Source organism: Enterococcus diestrammenae (genome assembly GCF_049384045.1).
Classification (GTDB): Bacteria; Bacillota; Bacilli; order Lactobacillales; family Enterococcaceae; genus Enterococcus_C; species Enterococcus_C diestrammenae.
In genome coordinates, this window is sequence record NZ_JBMRGR010000001.1 from 225012 (window position 1) to 245923 (window position 20912).

Here is a 20912-nt window from a genome sequence, read left to right on the forward strand (position 1 = left end):
CTTGATGAAAGGAATTGTATTTGTTTTACACGGTCGGCGCGATCGTATTGCCAAAAGTAATTTTGAAGCTGTGGCCCAACTGGCACCGGTCTTAAAAAAAGCAAACTTACCTTACCGTATCGGACTGCTGGAAGGGGAACACCAAACCTTGGAAACCGCTTTGATAGAGTTGGTAGAGGCCGGGGTGGATGATTTTACGCTGGTTCCCTTGCTGTTGTTCGCCGCTACCCATGTCAATCAGGATTTGCCTAAGCGGACCCGGGAAATACTAGGAGAAACTGGTGAGGTAGCAGTGACTGTTTTGGCGCCTTTAGGGACGACAGAAGCCATTTATCAAGAATTGAAAACACGCTTGGCGATCGGACTGGCTGCCCATCCTGAAAGCAGCGGTATCTTGCTTCCCCATGGCACCCCTCATTACCCGGAACCGGATGCCGAATTGCAACAAATCGTTTCCCGTATGAGCCAAGAGCTCCAGCGGCAGATTGTCGGGGTCAACTACATCGGCGCCAATGGCTATCAAGATTTTTTGACCGCTCACCAAACGGAAAGCTTTGTGATTCAACCTTTCTTTTTAACCCATGGACACTTGGTAGAAAAAATCAGTCACTGGATTGCCAAAAATCATCCAGCTGCAATGATGTTGCCCACTTTGGAAGACAGTCCGGTATTGGTACAAGCATTGACAGAGAGGCTGGTGACTGCCGGATGTATCCCATCTTAGTGGATGTCAGTCAGCTGAAGATTTTGGTCATTGGTGGGGGCCAAATTGCTACTCGCAAGTTAGCGGGACTACTAGCAGAAGGGGCGACTGCGACGGTCATTGCGCCTTCAGTGACGCCGGAAATTTCCCAGTGGCAAAAAACGGGGCAAGTACAGCTTTATCAGCGAGCTTTTGCAGCTGGGGATACGGTGGGTTTTGATATGCTTTTTATCGCTACCAATCAGCCAGCCGTCAATGAGGCAGTGTTTACCGAACGTACCCCCGGCCAATTGGTGAACGATACCACGGCCAAGGAGCGGAGCAATTTTATGAACCTTGCCTTGGTGAAAAATGAGGCTGGCACCGTGGGCATCACGACTTTTGGCGCTTCACCAGCCACCGCCAAAGTGTGGAAAGAAAAAATCCGCCAAGTATTGGCAGAATAGACTTGTTAGAAAGGCTGAACGAACTCGTTTGGCTCTCGAGAATTAAAGAGGAACCGACACATGATGTTCTTTATCATGAGTCGGTTCCTCTTTAATTCCGAAGGGAGCTAGTTCGTGAAGCCAGACATTTTATGATTAATTGAGAATGATTCTTGCTCGGTTTTACACAAACTAGGGAATCCCCTAATAGGCGTTTCTGCTTTTTTTGATTATTGTGAATAAGGTAACAAGTGGTCTGGCAATTTTTTGCTGTGGGACTCACAATTGACCACTTCAAGTCGACATGGTAAGAATCAACAAATTTATGAGGTGAAAGCAATGAAAGAACGTTTAGTTGTCATCGGGAACGGCATGGCAGGCGTCCGGACGGTAGAAGAGATCATCGCACGGGACCCAGATCGGTATCAAGTGACCATTATCGGTAAGGAAGAATACCCAAACTACAATCGAATTATGTTGTCGAATGTTTTGCAAAAGCAGGTGACTGTAGCGGAGATCATCACGAATCCTCTTGACTGGTATACCGAAAACCAGATTGAATTAATCAATCACGACCCAGCTCAAGTCTTGGATACGACTACTAAAACGGTCACAACACTTTCTGGTAAGACCATCAGCTATGACAAATTAATCTTGGCGATGGGTTCCAATCCCTTTATGTTGCCAATACCTGGGGGAGATTTGCCGGGGGTGGTGGCTTTTCGGACGATTGATGACACCACTGCTATGCTGGAGGCGGCAGAAAAATATACAAAAGCTGTCGTTATCGGCGGAGGCCTGTTAGGTTTGGAAGCTGCTAAAGGGTTACAAGAACAAGGAATGGAGGTAACAGTCGTCCATTTGGCGGAATGGCTGATGGAAACCCAGCTGGATGAGACAGCCGGTAAATTGCTACAAGCTGAATTGGAAGAACAAGGCTTGCATTTCTTGATGGCCCATGGGACCACTGAAATTCTTGGGGAGGACAGGGTAACCGGTTTGAAATTCCAAGATGGGAGTAGCTTAGATACTGATTTAGTAGTGATGTCCATCGGGATTCGTCCGGCAGTCGCCTTGGTGCGAGACACTGGCATCGCAATCAATCGCGGTATCCTGGTGAATGATTATCTAGAAACCAATGTACCTGACGTGTATGGTGTCGGCGAATGTGTCGAACATCGTGGCACTTGCTATGGCTTAGTAGCACCCTTGTTTGAACAAGGAAAGGTCTTGGCAGATCGTTTGACCCATCAAGCCGATATCAAGCCTTATCAAGGGTCGACTACGTTTACCTCCTTGAAAGTTTCTGGCGCCGATTTGTATTCGGCAGGTAACGTCACCAATACGGAAGGGCTAGATACCATCGAAGCCTTCGACAGCGCCAATCGTAAGTACAAGAAAATCTTTTTGGAAGAGGACAAAATCGTCGGTATCGTCTTGTACGGGGATACGGATGAAGGCAGTCGTTATTACAATATGATGAAAAAAGGCACCCCCATTGATGATCTGCAGGCTATCTCCGTTTTGACGGCGCCTGGCTGTGATGGGGCTGCTGGCGGCGATGTCTTGGAGTGGGAGGATGATGAAATCGTCTGTGGCTGTAACGGTGTTTCCAAAGGCGAAATCCTACGAGCAATCCGTGAAAAAGGCTTGAGTAGTGTCGCCGAAGTCGGCAAAGTCACCAAAGCTGGCACTTCTTGTGGCAAGTGTAAAGGCGAAATCCAAACTTTATTGGAAGCCGAGCTAGGGGATGCAGTGACGGCAGCTACCGGGATTTGTGGGTGTACCGATCTCAATCGCGACCAAGTGATGACCCAGATTTATGCCAAACACTTAACCTCCACTAAAGCTGTTTTTGAAGCCTTAGATTGGCGCAATCCAGAAGGTTGTCCAAAATGTCGCCCGGCTGTGAACTTTTATTTAAACGTTGCCTGGCCTGCCGAACATGAGGACGAACGGACAGCCCGCGTGGTGAATGAACGGATGCACGCCAATATCCAAAAAGATGGGAAATTCTCCGTGATTCCACGGATGCGTGGGGGGCAAACTACTCCGCAACAATTAATGCAAATCGCTAAAGTTGCCGAAAAATACCATGTGCCTTTGTTGAAAGTCACTGGCTCACAACGAATTGGTCTCTATGGTGTCAACAAAGAAGATTTACCAGCAATCTGGGAAGAACTAGATATGTTGGCCGCCCAAGCTTACGGAAAAGTTTTTCGTTCGGTAAAAACTTGTGTTGGGAAAACCTTTTGCCGTTTTGGTACACAAGATACTATGGGTCTAGGGGTCAAAATTGAAGAAGCTTTTGAATACATCGATACCCCACATAAGTTTAAAGTCGGGGTTTCTGGCTGTCCGCGCAGTTGTGTGGAGTCGGCGGTCAAAGATTTCGGGATTATCGGTGTGGACAATGGCTACCAAATCTATATCGGCGGTAACGGTGGCACGGAGTTGGTGGAAGCCCAACTGTTGACCACAGTAGCTACCGAAGAAGAAGTCATCGATTATTGTGGGGCTTACTTGCAATACTATCGAGAAACAGGCATCTACGGAGAACGGACAGCACCATGGGTTAACCGGATGGGCTTTGACAATGTCAAAACCGTCTTGCTAGACGAAAACAAACGCAAAGATTTGTGGGAAGCCCTACGCTTTGCCATGGCTGCCAAAGGTCGTCGGGATCCTTGGGGGGAAATCGTCAACAGTCCTGACTTACGAGAAAAAATGTACACCTTGGACAATCGTGAAAAAGTGATGACAGGAGGAAGCCACTGATGAAAGTCTTTGCTACTAATAAAAGTAAATTACTGCCTTTAGTTGGGCGTTCCGTGACAATTGGGGATCAAAAAATGGCTCTGTTTGAAATTTCCGATGGCCGGATTTTTGCCATCGACGACTACTGTCCTTTGACGGAGGCGCCGCTGTTGGAAGGCATGGTGGCTGGGGAATACGTCTTTGAGCCGATGCGGGATTATAAAATTTCCTTAGTAGATGGCAAAATTCAAGAACCAGACCAAGGGCAGGTAGCGGTTTATCCAGTCAGCGTCGCAGGTGACAAGATTTATATCGAACTAGCAGATTAAAGAACATTAGCAGATTGGTTAAGGCTTAACGTCGATAGCTAAATGTTGGGAAATGAGGGGAAAGCATGAGTTTAGCACCAAAAGATTTAGTAGATGAAGCCATCAAACGCGGCAAAGCCAAGGCGGAGTACAGCTTGTTGACGACGGCGGTTTTAGCCATTATGGCTGGAGTTTTTATCGGTATCGCTGGTGTTGCGATGATCCGCACGATGGGGTCGATGCCAGCTGAGTGGGGGACCTTGGTGAATTTATTGGGGGCATTGATGTTTCCTTTTGGGTTGATTTGTTTGTTGTTGGTAGGAGGCGAGCTGGTGACCGGCAACATGCTAGCAGTCACCATGGCCTTCTATGCCAAAGCAATCAGTTTCAAACAATGGGCTCGGAATATGTTTCTAGTGACCATCTTTAACTTTGTTGGTGCAGCCGGGGTAGCCGTTTTCTTTGGTTATTTTTCCGGTACCTTGCAAGGGGCATTTGTGGAACGGACGATTGCAGTGGCAGTCGGTCGGGTGGCAGATGCGCCGTTACAAGCTTTTCTATCAGGGATTGCATGTAATATTTTGGTGTGTACCGGTGTTTACATGAACATGGCCGCTAAAGACTTTATCGGCAAAATCGTCGGTACTTTCTTGCCCGTCGCCGGTTTTGTGATTGCGGGGTATCAGCACGTGGTGGCAAATATGTTTTTGATTGTTGCTGGCATTTTGGCTGGTGGGGCGACTTGGGAACAATTTGTGACAAATATGCTTTTCGTCTGGCTCGGTAATCTTGTCGGTGGAGGCGTAATTTTGGCAGGAAGTTATTTCTTAGCTTTTAAAGTTGGCATGAAGCAAACAACGACAACGGCTGCTGTTAAACAAGACCATGTTGCGGGGATTTTAGAGCATAAATAGTGATGACAATGAGCCCAGATGGTAACAATCATCTGGGCTTTGCTGTGAAATACAGGGATTGGCTGCCAAAAGCAGACAGGCTATGGTGCTAGCCGCCATCGGACTGTATGCGAGGAAAGCGGAGCAGCTGTTGAACAGTAGCGTCGGCCCTTGATACACGATAAATAACTATACAAGCATCTGGGCAATGGGTACAATAAAGGGAAGATAGTGACAGGAGCATACTCATGACTAAGAAATCATCATCAACGATATTGCTGACACGGGGGGCCGGTTTGAATCAAGGCGACCGTCAAATGTTTGAAACGGTCGGCTGGCAAACGGTGACCGTTCCTTTGTCGGTCATTTGCCCCTTGCCCATCACTCCGACGATGGCAGCAGCAATCCGCCAAGCTGACTGGCTCGTATTTACAAGCGAAGCACCAGTGATCCCAGTCTTACAAGAGGCCAAGCTGGGGGTGCAGATTGCTGCGATAGGGACAAAAACGGCTCAAGCAGTTGCCAATGCGGGATTTCCCGTCACGCTAATTAGTCCGCAAGAAAATAAAAAAGCGCTGGCAGACGAACTCAAAGCCAAGCTACCTCATGGGGCAAAAATCGTTTACGGGAAATCGCAATTGGCAGACAGTGCACTGGAAGAAGAGTTAGCCGCCGCTTTTCAAGTTACCAGTTTTGTGGTCTATGAAAATAAATGTCCCCGTGAAAGCAGCGAAAAGCTTTGGCAATTGTTGGCAAAAGGGCAAGTGCAGGCGGTCTATCTGACGAGTCCTTCTGCTTGGCAACGATTCAAGGCAATCTATGAAGCAGCGCCGAAACAGACTGATGCCCCCCTTCAATTGGTTGCGATTGGAGCAACGACCCTGGCTGCGATTGAAACGGCGGGTTATCAAGGAATCCTGAAAAAAGATTGGCTGGCTCACGCTGGTTAAAACAACACCCAATCATGATTGCCAGAAAACTGGTTGTCAGATTGGGTGTTGTTGGTTTTAGGCTCGTTCATGAAGGCGGACTTCAACTGTGTCTCCAATGGTTTTGCCGATTGTTTGGCGTATATCTTTACGGATGCCAAGGATATAGCAGATTCGCCCTTTGCTATCGGTGACCCCCATATTGACGATGCTACCATCGTAAGGGGTGCCGTCAAAAGTTGCGTGGACTTTCACCCGCCCACGGCCAAACTCTTCGCGAATATCATAAGGAAAAATAACGTAGGCACCACCTTTACCAACTTCTGAAGCAAGAATTTCAGCGGTAAATTGGTATTCTTTCATCATCAAATCATCTCTTTCTAGTTTGTCAGTTTCCTATAGTATAATCCAATTAGCAACCGGGGCAACTTCCCGGATTGGAGGCGATGTTGTTGAAAGATGCGACTGACTGGGCTGAGGCCTTGCACAACAAAAAAATTAGTTTTGGTGAGTTAATCCAGCAAATCAGAAAAACTATCGATGTCCAAAATCCTCTGCTAAATGCAGTGGTGGCTATCGATTATGCTCAAGCACAGCAAGAATATGAAGCCCAACTGGCAACAGGAAAACTGGCAGATAGCTTATTTGCGGGAGTGCCGATTCCTTTAAAAATTTTAGGCCAAAGCAAAGCGGGGTGGGCCGACACTAGCGGTTCGCGTTTATTTGCTGATGCTATTGCTACATCTAGCGATCATTTTGTCGAGAAAATGGAAGCTCTCGGCTTGATTCCTCTCGGGCAAACCAATGCACCAGAATTTGGCTTTAAAAATATCACAGATCCGGTTTTATTTGGCGATACCCACAACCCGTGGGATGCGACCCGCTATCCGGGAGGCTCTTCTGGTGGCGCGGCTGCAGCGGTGGCGTCGGGGATGTTTCCCTTGGCAGCAGCCAGCGATGGTGGGGGTTCGATCCGGATCCCAGCCTCGTTTTCCGGCTTGATTGGTCTTAAACCCACTCGAGGCACGATGCCGGTGGGGCCTGATGGCTGGCGTGGCTGGCAAGGGGCATCGATTAATTTTGCTTTGACGGTTTCCGTGCGAGATACAGCAGCGTTTTTCTATGGGATGCGAGGGACAGAACACTCATCGCCTTATCAAGCACCTAAGCCGGAGTGGACCCACACCGCTAATAATCGTCGCTTGCCTTCGCGGCCTTTGAAGATTGCGTTTACCACGCAATCACCGGTAGGAAGCCCCGTTTCTCCTGAAGCCGTTGCCGCGGTACAACAGGCGGTTGCCCGATTGACGGCAGCTGGACATCAAGTAGAAGAAGTGGCCTATCCCCTAGATGGTGAGGCAATCATTCGCAGTTACTACCGGATGAATGGGGCAGAGACGGCGGCGATGTTTGCCAATATCCAAAAAGGCTTTGGTCGCAAGATTGCCCAAGAGGAAGTTGAGCTGATGACTTGGGCGATTTGGCAATATGGCGAAAAGATCTCGGCTGCCAGCTATGTCAATTCCTTGGCCGTATGGGATCAGGCAGCAGCGGCAATGGCAACCTTTCATGATAAGTACGACCTTTTCTTGACGCCGACCACTGGGCAACCAGCCCCTCTAATCGGTCAAGAACTAGTTAGTGCCAGCCTGTTACTGGAGTTGTCTGCTATGAAGGAACGGACGGAGGCACAAGGGGCGGAGCTGATTTATCGCATGTTTGAAAAAAGCCTGGCCTTGTCGCCATTTACCCAGCTGGCCAATTTGACGGGGCAGCCGGCCATTAGCTTGCCGACACACCTGACTGAGGAAGGATTGCCACTGGGGATTCAATTGATGGCTGACCGTGGTCGCGAAGATTTATTATTGGGAATTGGCGAACTATTTGAAAATGAGGGCGCCTTTATCTTGCCATCAGCTTGGCGATAAAGTTAGAAAAAAGGGATTGAACCGCTGATTAATCAGGTTCAATCCCTTTTTGTGTTGGCAAGATTTGTGGCTAGACACCAGCAATCTTCTTCGCTTTCTCCGTATTGGCAAAGTGCAATTTGGCGTATTTTGTTAGTAAAGGAAGGCCACCTTTTTGCAGGAGACGGGCAGCGATTTGGTCGGATTTGCTACCGGCACCTGAGGGTAAAGTCATGCCGACTTCTGCTGAGGCTTTTTCTAATTCTTCTAAAAAACTAGCCCGACACAAGATGGAGGCGGCAGCCACCGCCAAGTGATACTGTTCGCCTTTTGTGACGAAATACAGTTTCTCGGTGACTTTATGAGGTTCTGCTTGCAAGTATTTTTTGTAGTTGGCTGGACTGGTAAACTGGTCCACTAAGATTGCTTCCGGTTTAGTTGGCGCGATTTTTTTTAATAACAAATCCAAGGCTTGGTTATGCAGTACGACTTTCATATGCACGGCATTGTAACGGGGCTGAACCTGGTTATATTTTTCAGGTGTTACCACCAATTTTTGATAAGGCACTAACTTCATGATAGCTGGAGCCAATTGACGAATTTGTGTGTCCGTCAGCATTTTTGAATCTTTGACGCCAAGTTGTTTCAAGGCAGCGAGGTTTTCTTTGTCAGCATAGACTGCGGCGACGACTAGCGGACCAAAATAACTGCCGTTGCCGACTTCATCAGATCCGGCGACGCTCCACTGGGAAAAGCCAGCTGGCAGTTTACTAGTATCGATGCCATTGCTTTTTCCTTTACTGACCGTTTTCTTCTTTGGCGCGGTCTTTTTCGATTGGGCTGCCGAGGGGACACTTTGCCAACGACCGGCTTCAGTTTGCGCGCCGGGGCCTTGAAACATCACTTTGCCGGAGCGATAGGCGGTGATGGTCACCCCTGCAACTTTAGCGGTAAATGCGGCATAAGGATTTTTATTGGCGACAAGACTGCTTTGATAATGTTCTTTCATTTGAGCGACTTGGGCAGTCCCTGAGGTTAGTACGACTTGGGTCATTTTCTTCATCCATTCTCGATTATTTCGCTTCACAGTTTACCATATCTCTCGCAGTCTAGCTTAGTGAGATGGGCAAAAGCATAAGAAATCATAGCTTAAACCATTTATCCATGGAAATTCTACAGTTTTTACCTTATAATGGTTAGGAGTTTTCACTTCCAACGAAAACTGAAGCCAAGCATCGTGCGGCGGTGTCTAGAAAGGGTCAGAATCAACGCTTGATTTGACTGCTGGACTCGGCGCTTTTCGAATGGAATCCATTACCAAAATGGATCAGCCCAAACGCTTGCGAGTAGCCGGTTTCGGGAAGTGGATCAAGACCAAACAAAGATACTCGACAATGGTGAATGGGCGAGTTTTTACCGCACCATAAGACTGTCGAATAAAGGACCATAGATGGGGAGGAATCAATCAGGGATGCCTGCAGAAAAAAAACGTTACAAAGCGGTAATTGCCAATCAAACTTACACCATTATTGGCCACGAGACCACCTCTCATATGGATATGGTCATCAAGGTGGTCAATGATCAATTAAAAGAGATTAAACACTTGTCTCCTGCCATCGACAGTGAACAAGCAGCAATTTTATTAGCGGTTAATGCCATCAGTGATCAATTGAAGCGGCAAGAAGAGCTGCTGTTGCTTCAGAAAAGGAATCGGGAACTAAAAGCGCAAGCCATGAAAGCTACGGAGCTGGAAAACCGCATCAAGCGCATTGAAGCTATCGAGGCGGAAGCTAAGCAAGTCTTGGAACAATCCGGTCAAGAAGACGTTGTCATCCATAACCACGTGGAAGCTCAGCAAATTTTGAATCAACATCGGAAAAAAGAAATTTTAGGCCGGGCTCCCCAAGGTACAGGGACAGCGGTAGAGACGAAGACACCGCAAGCTGGGACGCCAAAAGCAGAAGCGCCAAAAGTTTAAGTATCTGCTTAAAGTGAGAAATTTTCGGGCGAGACAGATTGAAAAGGCGAATCAGTAGCAAACGGTGGTATTTTATGACAATAGGTCTGAAAATGCTGGCATCGTCAGTAAGCTTAGCAACTGGCTAGTGAAAGTTGGCTGAGGTTTGCAAAGAGCGCTTGCTCGTCACCCGCCACTAGGAAAATCTTTAAAAGTCAGATTGCCAAGTGCCCTCACGTTTAAAAGTTGCACATTTTGTTTCATTGGAAAGGAACTGTATATGATCGGATTTATCATTCTCCTCTTGTTGGTGATTGCCTTTTATGTAGGAGGGCGCCGGGGTGGACCGCTACAAGTGGCCTATTCCATTGGCTATTTGATTTCATTTTTAGTTGCGGCTAGCCAATACCAAGATTTAGCAAAAAAAATTGAATTGTTTGTCCCTTATCTATCCGTGACCCCGGATAGTAAGATGGTCTTTTATACATTAGCGGAGTCTTTAGATTTAGATAAGTCTTACTATGCGGCGGTGGCCTTTATTTTTATTTTCTTCATCGGCTGGCTCGTGACACGCTTTATCGGGATCTTTCTGTACAATCTCCGGTTTAAACGCATGACCAAAAACTTCGACTGGTTGATCAGTGGGGTTTTGAACGCCTTGACGGTTTATTTGGTGATTTTCTTGGTCTTGTCCGTTTTGTCCATGCTTCCTTTGGCAACGATTCAAAACGTTTTTCGAAATAGTTTTGCCGCCCGGACGGTAGTGGAACATACGCCATTTTTCTCTTGGTTTTTTGAGGGACTTTGGTTTACTAATCTTTCCAAATAAATGCAGGGCAGACGGTGGCAAGCTGTCTGCCCTCAAGTTGTTTAGAGTAAGAAAGGCTGAAGGCACTCGTTTAGCTCTCGAGAATTAAGGCGAATCGACACGTGATGTTCTTTATCATGAGTCGGGTTCGACTTAATTTTAGAAGATATCAGTTGGACTTAGCGACTTTTGCTTAATCCAACTGTCTGGGGTAGCTGAGCTAGTTCGTGAAGGCAGCCGTTGTTCGACTTGATATTATAAAATGCGGAGAAATCCTAGTCTGGGAAAGTACGCCGCAAAATAAGAATAGGTAGGTGAATCCTGATGAATGAACGGATTTTAAATACATTAGAGTTTGATGCAGTCAAACAGCTGGTGGCTCAATACTTGGTGACGGAGCCAGGAAAAGAAGAGCTAAGCCAGTTGACCCCTACCAGCCAGGCAACCACAGTGGCCCAATGGTTGGCAGAAACCGAGGACGGGTTAAAAGTCCAACGTCTCCGAGGGGGAATTCCGATTCCCAAAATTGAAAACATCCGTCCGCAAATGAAACGGATTGAAATCGGCGCGGATTTAAACGGGGTGGAGCTGGCCCAAGTCACTCGGGTCCTCACCACCACCAATGAATTGACCCGTTTTTTGGATGATTTGGAAGATGCCGAAATCGAATTTCAGCGACTTTATGAATGGCGGGACAAATTGGTGACTTTGCCAGAATTGACTCGTCAGCTGAAAACCGCCATTGACGAAGATGGTCGCGTAACCGATGATGCTTCTCCGGAGTTGAAAGCTATCCGCCACAGCATCCGCCGCAGTGAGCAAACGGTGCGGGAACAACTTGACAGCATCATTCGTGGTGGCAATGCCAAATATTTAAGCGATACCATCGTTACCATGCGTAATGACCGCTATGTGATTCCAGTAAAACAAGAATACCGGGGTGTTTTCGGCGGTGTGGTCCATGACCAAAGTGCGTCTGGCCAAACCTTATTTATCGAACCAAAACAAATCGTGGAAGCCAACAACCGGCTGCGTTCCCAACAAATTGCCGAACGTCGGGAAATTGAACGGATTCTGGCGGAACTTTCTGCTGCCTTGGTGCCTTATCGTCGAGATATTTTACAAAATGCTTTTGTGATTGGGCGGCTGGACTTTATCAATGGCAAGGCCCGCTTTGGTCAGGAACTCAAAGCCATCGTGCCGGGCATTAGCGAGGAAAATCATGTGGTCTTTAAACAAGCCCGCCACCCTTTGATTGACCAAGAAAAAGTCGTGGCCAACGACATCATGATTGGTAAAGATTATCAAGCAGTGGTCATTACCGGTCCTAATACTGGTGGGAAGACCATTACCTTGAAGACGTTGGGTTTGTTGCAGTTGATGGGACAAGCCGGCTTACCGATTCCTGCAGAAGAAGAAAGTGTCATGGGGATTTTTGAGGAAGTCTTTGCTGATATCGGCGATGAACAATCCATCGAACAAAGCTTGTCCACTTTTTCTTCTCATATGACCAATATCGTAGCGATTTTGAAAAAAGTTGATGAACACAGCCTGGTGCTATTTGATGAGTTAGGGGCTGGGACTGACCCGCAAGAAGGGGCTGCTCTAGCGATTGCCATTTTGGATGAACTTGGGGCGAAATCCGCCTACGTCATGGCGACAACCCATTACCCTGAGCTGAAAGTTTACGGCTACAATCGCACCAACACCATCAATGCTTCCATGGAGTTTGACGTGGATACCTTGAGCCCGACCTATCGCTTATTGATCGGTGTGCCAGGTCGTTCCAATGCTTTTGAAATCTCCAAACGCTTGGGACTGGATGCGTCGGTTATCGATGCCGCCAAAGCCATCATGGACGGAGAAAGTCAAGACCTCAACGAAATGATTGCCGACTTGGAAAATCGTCGTAAAATGACCGAAACCGAATATTTGGAACTGCGTCATCATGTGGAAGAAGCCGAAAAACTCCATCGCGATTTGCAAAATGCCTACACCTATTTCTTTGAGGAACGGGAAAAAGAAATCGCTAAGGCCAAACGCAAGGCCAATGAGATGGTGGAAGAAGCGAAAGCTGATGCCGAAACCATCATTTCTGATTTGCGAAAGCTGCAGTTAGCTGGTGGCCAAACGAAGGTCAAAGAACATGAACTGATTGATGCTAAAAGCCGTTTAGAGGATCTTCATCAAGAAGAACATTTGCAAAAAAATAAAGTCCTAAAAAAAGCCAAAGAAGCAAAAAAACTCAAAGCCGGAGATGAAGTTTTGGTAACTTCCTATGGTCAACGGGGAACCTTGGTTCAAAAGATGGGCCATGATCAATGGCAAGTCCAATTGGGCATTTTGAAGATGACGTTGCCAGAAGCCGATTTACAATCAGTGGCACCCGCTAAAGAGCCAGTCCAGCGGGTGGTTAGCACCGTTCGCTCCAACACGGCTTCTCATGTGGCTACTCAACTAGACCTCCGAGGCAAACGCTACGAGGAAGCCTTGAATGAAGTAGATCAATATCTGGATGCAGCGATCTTAGCCGGTTATCCCCAAGTAACCATCGTTCATGGGAAAGGAACCGGGGCCTTGCGTCAAGGAATCACCGAGTATTTGAAGGGCCACCGCAGTGTTAAATCTTATGAATTTGCTCCCGCCAATCAAGGGGGCAATGGGGCCACAATCGTCAAGTTTAAGTAATCCTTTGTAAAAGTTCAGGAAATCTTACAATTTGTAAGCAGAAGGATTTGAAAAGCTTCCGTTGCGTGCTATAATGTTTTCAGTGATTGAGATAAACTCAAAATAACATTTAAATGCGTTATAAAAATGGATGATAGGTTATCTATCAAAGCATTTTTATTTGCAAAATAACTGGAGGTAAAGCAAAGATGGCAGTAGCTATTTCAGATGCAACGTTTTCACAGGAAACAGACAAAGGCTTAGTTTTAATCGATTTTTGGGCAACTTGGTGTGGTCCTTGTCGGATGCAAGCCCCAATCTTAGAACAATTGGCTGGCGAGTACGACGAGACTGAATTGAAAATCGTCAAAATGGATGTGGATGAAAATCCTGAAACACCAAGCCAATTTGGTATCATGTCTATCCCAACTCTCCTCTTGAAAAAAGATGGCGAAGTGGTGGACAAAGTGGTGGGAGTTCATACAAAAGAACAGTTGGAACAATTAATCCAACCTCATCTCTAAAATTTAACCAGTGAGATTATCGCCAGCCCGGTACTATCCCATGAGACTTCCCGTGAGTCTTTTCAGGATAGCGCCGGGCTGGCACTTTTTCGTAGTTTTCGGTATAGTCGATACAAGGAAGGTGAGCCTTTTGAATGAACGAATCAAAAACAAATTAGCCCTGTTGCCAGATCAGCCGGGTTGCTATTTGATGAAAGATAAAAATGGCACGATTATCTACGTCGGGAAGGCAAAAATCCTGAAAAATCGTGTCCGCTCCTATTTTACTGGGAGCCATAATACCAAAACGGAACGGTTGGTCTCAGAAATTGAAGATTTCGAATATATCGTGACGGAATCAAATATCGAAGCCTTGTTATTGGAGATTAATTTAATCAAAAAAAATGATCCCAAATATAACATCATGCTGAAAGATGATAAAACCTATCCTTTTATCAAAATAACCAACGAAGACTATCCGCGCCTGTTGATCACCCGTAAGGTCTTGAAAGATAAGGCCTATTACTTTGGTCCTTATCCTGATGTCGGGGCCGCCAATGAAACCAAAAAATTATTGGATCGCCTGTTTCCTTTACGTAAATGCAAAGTCTTACCTAAAGAAGTCTGCCTTTACTATCACATGGGGCAGTGTCTAGCACCCTGTGTCTTTGATATTCCGAAAGCGACTTATGTGGAGATGGTAAAGGAAATCAAGCAGTTTTTAAACGGGGGTCACAGTGAAATCCAGCATGATTTGGAAGCGAAAATGCAGCTGGCGGCTGAAGCCATGGAATTTGAAAAAGCCGCAGAGTATCGGGACCAGATCAAAGCCATCGAAACCGTCATGACCCGCCAAAAGATGACCCAAACGGACATGATGGATAGGGATGTCTTTGGGTACAGCGTGGACAAAGGCTGGATGTGTGTCCAAGTCTTCTTCGTCCGCCAAGGCAAACTCATCGAACGAGACGTATCCATGTTTCCCTTTTACAATGAAGCGCCAGAGGATTTCTTGACTTATATCGGTCAGTTTTATCAGGAAAACGAGCACTTTATTCCTAAAGAAGTCTTGATTCCTGATGATATCGATTTGGAATCGGTGGAGGCTTTGCTGAATACCAAAATTCTCCAACCAAAACGCGGGGAGAAGAAAAAATTAGTGGATTTAGCTGGGAAAAATGCCCGCGTGGCTCTTAGCGAAAAATTCCAACTAATTGAGCGAAAGGAAGAACGGACAATCGGAGCTGTTCAAAAACTAGGGGATGCGATGCATATTCCTACTCCAACCCGCATTGAAGCCTTCGATAACTCCAATATCCAAGGATCGGATCCCGTATCTGCCATGGTGGTCTTCATCGATGGCCGCCCAGCTAAAAACGAATACCGGAAATACAAAATCAAAACCGTCGTGGGGCCAGATGACTACGCTTCGATGCGGGAAGTCATCTATCGCCGTTATTCCCGTGTGTTGAAAGAAGGCTTGCCGTTTCCTGACTTAGTCGTTATCGATGGTGGCAAAGGGCAGGTGGATGCTGCTAGAGAAGTCTTAGAAAATCAGCTCGGGTTGGATATTCCCATTGCCGGACTGGCGAAAAATGATAAACATAAAACCAGTGAACTCCTCTTCGGACCAGAGCTAGCAGTGGTTCCTCTCGCCCGCAACTCACCGGAATTTTTCTTATTGCAGCGGGTGCAAGATGAAGTGCACCGCTTTGCCATTACTTTCCATCGGCAACTCCGCAGTAAAAATAGTTTTGCTTCCAAGTTGGACAACGTTGAAGGATTAGGGCCAAAACGAAAAAAAATGCTGTTGAAGGAATTTAAGTCCTTGAAAAACATTCAAGCCGCCACGATAGAGGAGATTCATCAACTGGGTATCCCGGTAAAAGTTGCGGAAGCCGTGAAGACAACTTTAGGGGACCATCAAAAAACGGAAGCTTCTTCATCAGATGAAATCCTTGACGATAAGTAGGAAAGGTACCTTTTTGTTGAATGTTCGTCTTTGACTACCTAGTTTTATCTTAAAAAAACATTTAAATCTATTAATCTACCTTAAATAAACTTTTTATATGTTTTTTTATATTTATTGCTTTAAGTGCTATCAGAGTAACTTGAATGAGTGTCAAACGCTGAAATTAAAAGAATATTATGAAGGTTAGTCATATTGGTCAGTCTGCAAAAAGTTTCATTTATTACTATTTTTAGTGTTACTTATGAGATTTAATAAGTGACAATCTCTCAAAAAACTCATGGTAAGTTCCGTTCATGTTTGCTATAATGAGCGAAACTAGCATATAGGGGGATTGATTTGTGGAAACAACAATTGCAGTGCTGACCTGTTTTGTAGCAGTGATAGCTCTTTTCGTGACTATTTACGGACAATACAGCAGTCGTAAACAAATCGCACAATTTGAAGGACGTTTGCGGGTACGAAATAATGAACAAGATAAAAAAATGACTGAAACGGAAGCTGTCGTCAACAATTTACGGAAAAATTTGATGGCGGAATGTTTGGAATACACCCACCAACAAACAGATACTTTCAAAGCTGAGCAAGAAACGCGCATGGAGGAAGAAACACAGAATGTTCGGGAATTGACCAATGAACTGTTCCGTTTACAAAATGAGGTCGCGAGCCAGTTTGATGGCATGCTGGATTGGCGTCAAGAAGTAGAAAAAACGCTGGGGATTCAAGTGGAAAATCAAGGCGTCTTCGTGGATCATGTTCGTGCTCAATTAGAAGACTTTGCTAAACGCAGTCGCAGCTTGCCAGAACAATTGGATGAAGTCTCAGGCAAACTGGAACAAATCCGTCGCTTGAAACGAGAACTGATTGAGGTTCAACAGCCAATCCAACTGGATGATTGGAAAGAGGGGCATCAATTTCAAGATGAATTGGTGACGGAAGGCGCTGTTTAACCACAAATACGTAATGATGAGTAGCAACCATGCTAGAAGGTGACTTCTAGCATGGTTGCTATTTTTTGTAGATAAAAAACTTATAAAAAATTAAGTTCCAAAAAGCTTGATGTATCAGTAATTAAGTGGCCTATCATGCCGACATTGTGATGCCCGAAAAAGGTGAAATTTAGCGACCTAGGAATTAGGTTGACGGTAGCTAGACCGGCAAAAACCAAACAAAAAATCTGTTTGTCTTTGCTAGTTCATCTTAACGGTGTCTGTTTAGATTAACTGTATGCGCAAACGCACCTTTAGCTTTGCCTTGCGCATTCAAACTTAGAGTAAGTGGTGCAAGCACCACAACTCTAAGTAATTCATTACGCATCTTTAGAGCTACTATCAACCCAATTCTACTCTGCTAAATTTCACCTTTTTCACGGTACATAGGCTACCCTACAAGAAAATAATTTGCTGGATTTACGAAGCAAAGGGAATAAATCGCTTATCGATAAAACGGGGCGGACTTGCTGGAGGAGAATGCCTTGGGTTGTAGTGTTAAGGATGTCCGAGGAATTACTTGTTGTTGTCCAACGATTTTGTTGGACTTACAACATGTTTGACTTCGGCAAGGTAAATGACAACGATTCTTTAGTTGGCATTTACCGGTCCCACTGCAACTCGAGGGATTCTCCGGAAGCAAGACCGGCCGGCTTTCTCATAGTTATCATTTTAAACAATAAAAAGGCTCCAGCTAGTTCCTCATTATTTTCTACGTTTTTTGGGGGCTTTGTATAATTTTATAAGGAAAGCTGATTGACAGGTTCAAGCGCCTAGGATACTATATCATTAAGTGATATATCGCAAGACGATATATTTTTGCCAGTTAGGCTATTGAATTATTCGGTACGTAAATGAGAGGGTGGTGTGAATGGATGAAGCATTAACGGATTCCACCTATTTGATCTTGTTGGCTTTGCTAAAACCCCAACACGGTTATGCGATTATGAAGGAAGTCACTCAACTGACTGAGGGGGTAATCGAAATCGGACCTGCCAGTATGTATACGATTTTGAAAAAGCTACTGAAAAACCAGTTGATCCGCTTGGAAGAAAGTGATGACCGGAAAAAAGTCTATCAAATTACGCCGCTAGGTTTGGAGACGTTGCACAAAGAAGTGGAACGCCGGAAACGATTTTATCAAGCCGGTGCCCAGCTGCTCCAACAATTTGATGGTAGGGAGGGATCTTTTGATGAGAAAACGTCGTTATTTACTTAGTCTGGGAATCAGTTTTTATCCGGAAAAAGAAGTTTTGCGCATTGAGGCGATGCGGCGCAAAGGGTGGCGTTTCGTTAAGATGAATCAATTAGGCTTAATGGTTTTTGAGCCTTGTCAACCAGCAGAAAAAAAGTACGCCATCGATTTTTTGGCCGAAGATCCCCAGGAAGCGGCGGATTTTTTGGAGCTCTATCAGGCTGCGGGATGGCAGTGTGTCTATGTCTTTGGCAAGCATTATTATTATTTTGAAGCCGATCCAGAAACGCCTGCCCTCTTTTCTGACGCAGCTACCTATCAAGAAAAAATTAAGCTACAGGAACATTTTGCTGTCCGACAAGTATGGTATTTGCTACCGTTGGGCTTGCTCGTACTATTCAGCGGTTTTACCGGGGCCCGTGTCTTCCCGTTTCTTGATGAGGGAGTAGTGGCGATGCTTAAATTATTGGGGTATCTGTTGGTGCTCTGGCCATTTATGATGGTGGCAATGCAGAAAATCTTTGCCTTGTTGTACCGGCGGCGTAAAGAACATTTCCGCAACCCAGCAACTTATGCAAAAGGGCAACAGGTTTGGCGGGATACGCTTATTTTCGCGGTTTTTGGCGGAATTATTGGTTTAGCGGTTGCCATATTTGCCCGTTGATAAATAGCTGGATAAGTAATTAAAAAAAGAGGAGTGAAGCTATGTTAGAGGTGAAGCATTTAAAGAAGACTTTTGGTGATTATACTGCCGTGGAGGATTTGTCGTTTACCATTGAACCTGGAACCATCATGGGTCTAATCGGCCAAAATGGTGCTGGGAAAACCACGACTTTCCGCTTGATTTTGGATTTTTTGGAAGCGGATCGCGGAGAAGTTTTATGGGAGGGAAAACCCATCAATAGCCAAGTCTACAATCAGATTGGTTATTTGCCAGAGGAACGTGGGCTATATCCAAAAGCTACGATTCAAGATCAGCTGGTCTTTTTTGCAGAGCTACGGGGAAAGACCAAGAAAGAAATCTTGCCGAAAATCGATGAATGGATGGCAAAATTCCAAGTAAAAGGCAAGAAAACAGATAAGGTCAAAGCCCTCTCCAAGGGGAACCAACAAAAAGTTCAGTTGATTGCTACCTTGATTCATGAACCACAATTAGTTATTTTGGATGAACCGTTTAGCGGGTTAGACCCAGTCAATGCCGAGTTGTTGATGGACGGGATTCTCGAGTTGAAGGCAAAAGGGTCGTGTGTCATTTTTTCCAGTCACAACATGGACAACGTTGAAAAAATCTGTGACCATTTAATTATGCTGAACAATGGTGTCTCCGTGTTGAAAGGGAAGGTACACGATATTCGTGAGTCCTTTGGCCGGACGCGCCTGTTTTTGGAATCGCCTTTGACAGCCCAGCAAGTTGCTGAGATAGCTGGGGTTGAAACGGTGACTAGTCGAGAAGATGGCGCACTGAGTATCACATTGAACAGTCCTGAAGTAGGGCGAGAAATCTTCCAACTAGCCACCCAAGCAGGCTATATTCCGATGTTCAATCAACAGCCACCAACTTTGGAAGAAATCTTCAAAATGAAAGCAGGTGACCGCCATGAGTAAATTTTGGGTGATAGCAGGGGATGTTTATAAGAAAAATGTCAAATCCCTCAGTTTTGCTATTTTGATTTTGGCGCCTTTTCTTTTCGGTGCCTTTTTCTGGGTAATCAACAATATGGCTTCTGGTAGTGACTTAAATAAGGTTGGCGTGGTGGCCAATCAAACACAAGTTGCTGAGGCCTTTACCCAGATGAAAGAGGGGGATTACCAGTTTGTGGCAGTGGCTGATCAAAAAGAAGCAGAGAAACAGTTGCAAGCAGAAAAAATCGATGCTTACTTGACTTTGGAAGTCACGGATGACAAAGTTGCAGGAACGCTGTATTCGGAGTCATCGGTGGGCAATACCTTACAAATGACCATCCAACAGCTACTAAACAGTGTCCAACGCAGTGCCCGCTCCCAAGCTTTGGGACTGACAGCAGCTGAAGTGGCACAATTGGATACTCCGGCAACTTTTACCACTCAGAAAATCAGCTTTAATGAGGCTGGCGAGGTGGAAGATAAAGATGACTACAGCGATCTACAAAGTGTGGTCGCTATGGTAGCAACGATTCTGCTACTGGTTTTTATCATGACCTATGCGAGTATTATCGCTCAAGAAATTGCCTCCGAAAAAGGGACCCGCATCATGGAAGTCATTTTGTCCTCTACCAAAGCGCAAACTCACTACTATGGCAAATTAGCTGGTGTCTTGTTAGTGGCCTTGACTCAAATGGTGATTTACGCGCTGATGGCAGTCTTTGGTTGGCAAAAATTCAAAGACATGGAAGTTGTTCAGCAGTTTATCGGAAATGTGTCAGTTGAAAAACTTTTTGGACCTTTTTTGATTTTTACGGTCATCTTTGTCCTGCTAGGTATTTTGATTTATTCGGTCTTAGCGGCTTTATGTGGCTCGTTGGTGAACAAAGCTGAAGATACTGCTAAAGCCATCGTGCCGGTGACTTATCTGTCGATGGCAGGGTATTTTGTCGCTTACTTGCTGGGCTTGATGGACCCTCACAGTGCAGTGTTGAAGGTGACCTCTTACATCCCATTTTTCTCAAGTTTTTCGATGCCGGTCCGCCTAGCTTCGGATACAGCTACTGTGGGAAATGCCGTAGTTTCAGTAATCATCTTAGCAATCGTCACGCTATTTATGATGTTGGTCTCCGCTGGTCTCTACAAGTCCAACGTCTTGGTGTACAATGACAACGGCTTTATTGCTTCCTTGAAACAGTCAATTGTTTTATTGAAGAATAATCATAAAAAAGCGTAAGAAAAAAACATGGCAAAGCGCCCGCTAGATTTGTGAGAGTAAATC

General features: G+C 45.6%; 18 protein-coding genes and 1 pseudogene. 17 read left to right on the top strand and 2 right to left on the bottom strand.

The window, feature by feature from the left end; all coding sequences use genetic code 11:
• The first annotated feature begins 4 nt into the window (after positions 1-4).
• The 6 genes from ACO03U_RS01090 to ACO03U_RS01115 all read left to right on the top strand — a co-directional run bounded on the left by ACO03U_RS01090 (position 5) and on the right by ACO03U_RS01115 (position 6036).
• Positions 5-724 carry a sirohydrochlorin chelatase gene (locus tag ACO03U_RS01090; RefSeq protein WP_204684738.1) on the top strand — a complete coding sequence of 240 codons (720 nt, stop codon included), beginning with the start codon at positions 5-7 and terminating at the stop codon, positions 722-724.
• Complete coding sequence (locus ACO03U_RS01095; protein WP_204684736.1) at positions 709-1149, top strand: precorrin-2 dehydrogenase/sirohydrochlorin ferrochelatase family protein; 441 nt, start codon at positions 709-711, stop codon at positions 1147-1149. The genes ACO03U_RS01090 and ACO03U_RS01095 overlap by 16 nt, the downstream gene beginning before the upstream one ends.
• A gap of 318 nt (positions 1150-1467) precedes the next feature.
• Positions 1468-3906: a nitrite reductase large subunit NirB gene (gene nirB / locus ACO03U_RS01100; protein ID WP_204684733.1), complete on the top strand. Its 2439-nt coding sequence runs from the start codon at positions 1468-1470 to the stop codon at positions 3904-3906.
• Positions 3906-4214, top strand: a complete 309-nt coding sequence (locus ACO03U_RS01105) for a nitrite reductase (NAD(P)H) small subunit (RefSeq protein WP_204684731.1) — start codon at positions 3906-3908, stop codon at positions 4212-4214. The genes nirB and ACO03U_RS01105 overlap by 1 nt, the downstream gene beginning before the upstream one ends.
• A 65-nt stretch (positions 4215-4279) precedes the next feature.
• Entirely contained in the window at positions 4280-5107 is an 828-nt protein-coding gene (locus ACO03U_RS01110) for a formate/nitrite transporter family protein (RefSeq protein WP_204684729.1), read from the top strand.
• Between the two features lie 227 nt (positions 5108-5334).
• The gene (locus ACO03U_RS01115) at positions 5335-6036 is read left to right on the top strand and encodes a uroporphyrinogen-III synthase (RefSeq protein WP_204684727.1); all 702 of its coding nucleotides are present in this window, start codon (positions 5335-5337) and stop codon (positions 6034-6036) included.
• Between the two features lie 57 nt (positions 6037-6093).
• Here ACO03U_RS01115 and ACO03U_RS01120 read toward each other — a convergent pair whose 3' ends face one another.
• Positions 6094-6381, bottom strand: a complete 288-nt coding sequence (locus tag ACO03U_RS01120; protein WP_204684726.1) for a DUF1905 domain-containing protein — start codon at positions 6379-6381, stop codon at positions 6094-6096.
• 86 nt (positions 6382-6467) lie between these two features.
• Here ACO03U_RS01120 and ACO03U_RS01125 point away from each other — a divergent pair, with 86 nt between their 5' ends.
• The gene (locus ACO03U_RS01125; protein WP_423104372.1) at positions 6468-7943 is read left to right on the top strand and encodes an amidase; all 1476 of its coding nucleotides are present in this window, start codon (positions 6468-6470) and stop codon (positions 7941-7943) included.
• A gap of 70 nt (positions 7944-8013) precedes the next feature.
• On the opposite strand, the gene rnhC is transcribed toward ACO03U_RS01125, so the two are convergent.
• Positions 8014-8976, bottom strand: coding sequence for a ribonuclease HIII (gene rnhC / locus ACO03U_RS01130; protein WP_204684724.1), 963 nt, complete (start codon positions 8974-8976; stop codon positions 8014-8016).
• Positions 8977-9393: 417 nt separating this feature from the next.
• Here rnhC and zapA point away from each other — a divergent pair.
• The 10 genes and pseudogenes from zapA to ACO03U_RS01180 all read left to right on the top strand — a co-directional run.
• Positions 9394-9810 (top strand): annotated as a pseudogene (zapA, locus tag ACO03U_RS01135) (cell division protein ZapA); the annotation flags it as partial.
• A gap of 349 nt (positions 9811-10159) precedes the next feature.
• The gene (locus tag ACO03U_RS01140) at positions 10160-10708 is read left to right on the top strand and encodes a CvpA family protein (protein WP_161869495.1); all 549 of its coding nucleotides are present in this window, start codon (positions 10160-10162) and stop codon (positions 10706-10708) included.
• Between the two features lie 303 nt (positions 10709-11011).
• On the top strand, positions 11012-13375 hold the full coding sequence (locus ACO03U_RS01145; protein ID WP_204684719.1) for an endonuclease MutS2: 2364 nt from the start codon (positions 11012-11014) through the stop codon (positions 13373-13375).
• Between the two features lie 188 nt (positions 13376-13563).
• Complete coding sequence (gene trxA, locus ACO03U_RS01150; protein WP_161869493.1) at positions 13564-13878, top strand: thioredoxin; 315 nt, start codon at positions 13564-13566, stop codon at positions 13876-13878.
• A gap of 130 nt (positions 13879-14008) precedes the next feature.
• On the top strand, positions 14009-15829 hold the full coding sequence (gene uvrC / locus ACO03U_RS01155; RefSeq protein WP_204684718.1) for an excinuclease ABC subunit UvrC: 1821 nt from the start codon (positions 14009-14011) through the stop codon (positions 15827-15829).
• A gap of 338 nt (positions 15830-16167) precedes the next feature.
• The gene (locus ACO03U_RS01160) at positions 16168-16776 is read left to right on the top strand and encodes a hypothetical protein (RefSeq protein ID WP_204684717.1); all 609 of its coding nucleotides are present in this window, start codon (positions 16168-16170) and stop codon (positions 16774-16776) included.
• A gap of 910 nt (positions 16777-17686) precedes the next feature.
• Positions 17687-18034: a PadR family transcriptional regulator gene (locus ACO03U_RS01165; protein ID WP_204684716.1), complete on the top strand. Its 348-nt coding sequence runs from the start codon at positions 17687-17689 to the stop codon at positions 18032-18034.
• Complete coding sequence (locus tag ACO03U_RS01170; RefSeq protein WP_204684715.1) at positions 18009-18674, top strand: DUF2812 domain-containing protein; 666 nt, start codon at positions 18009-18011, stop codon at positions 18672-18674. Before ACO03U_RS01165 ends, ACO03U_RS01170 begins: the two co-directional genes overlap by 26 nt.
• A 41-nt stretch (positions 18675-18715) precedes the next feature.
• On the top strand, positions 18716-19615 hold the full coding sequence (locus ACO03U_RS01175; RefSeq protein WP_204684713.1) for an ABC transporter ATP-binding protein: 900 nt from the start codon (positions 18716-18718) through the stop codon (positions 19613-19615).
• Positions 19608-20867, top strand: a complete 1260-nt coding sequence (locus ACO03U_RS01180; protein ID WP_161869487.1) for an ABC transporter permease — start codon at positions 19608-19610, stop codon at positions 20865-20867. Before ACO03U_RS01175 ends, ACO03U_RS01180 begins: the two co-directional genes overlap by 8 nt.
• Positions 20868-20912: the final 45 nt, after the last annotated feature.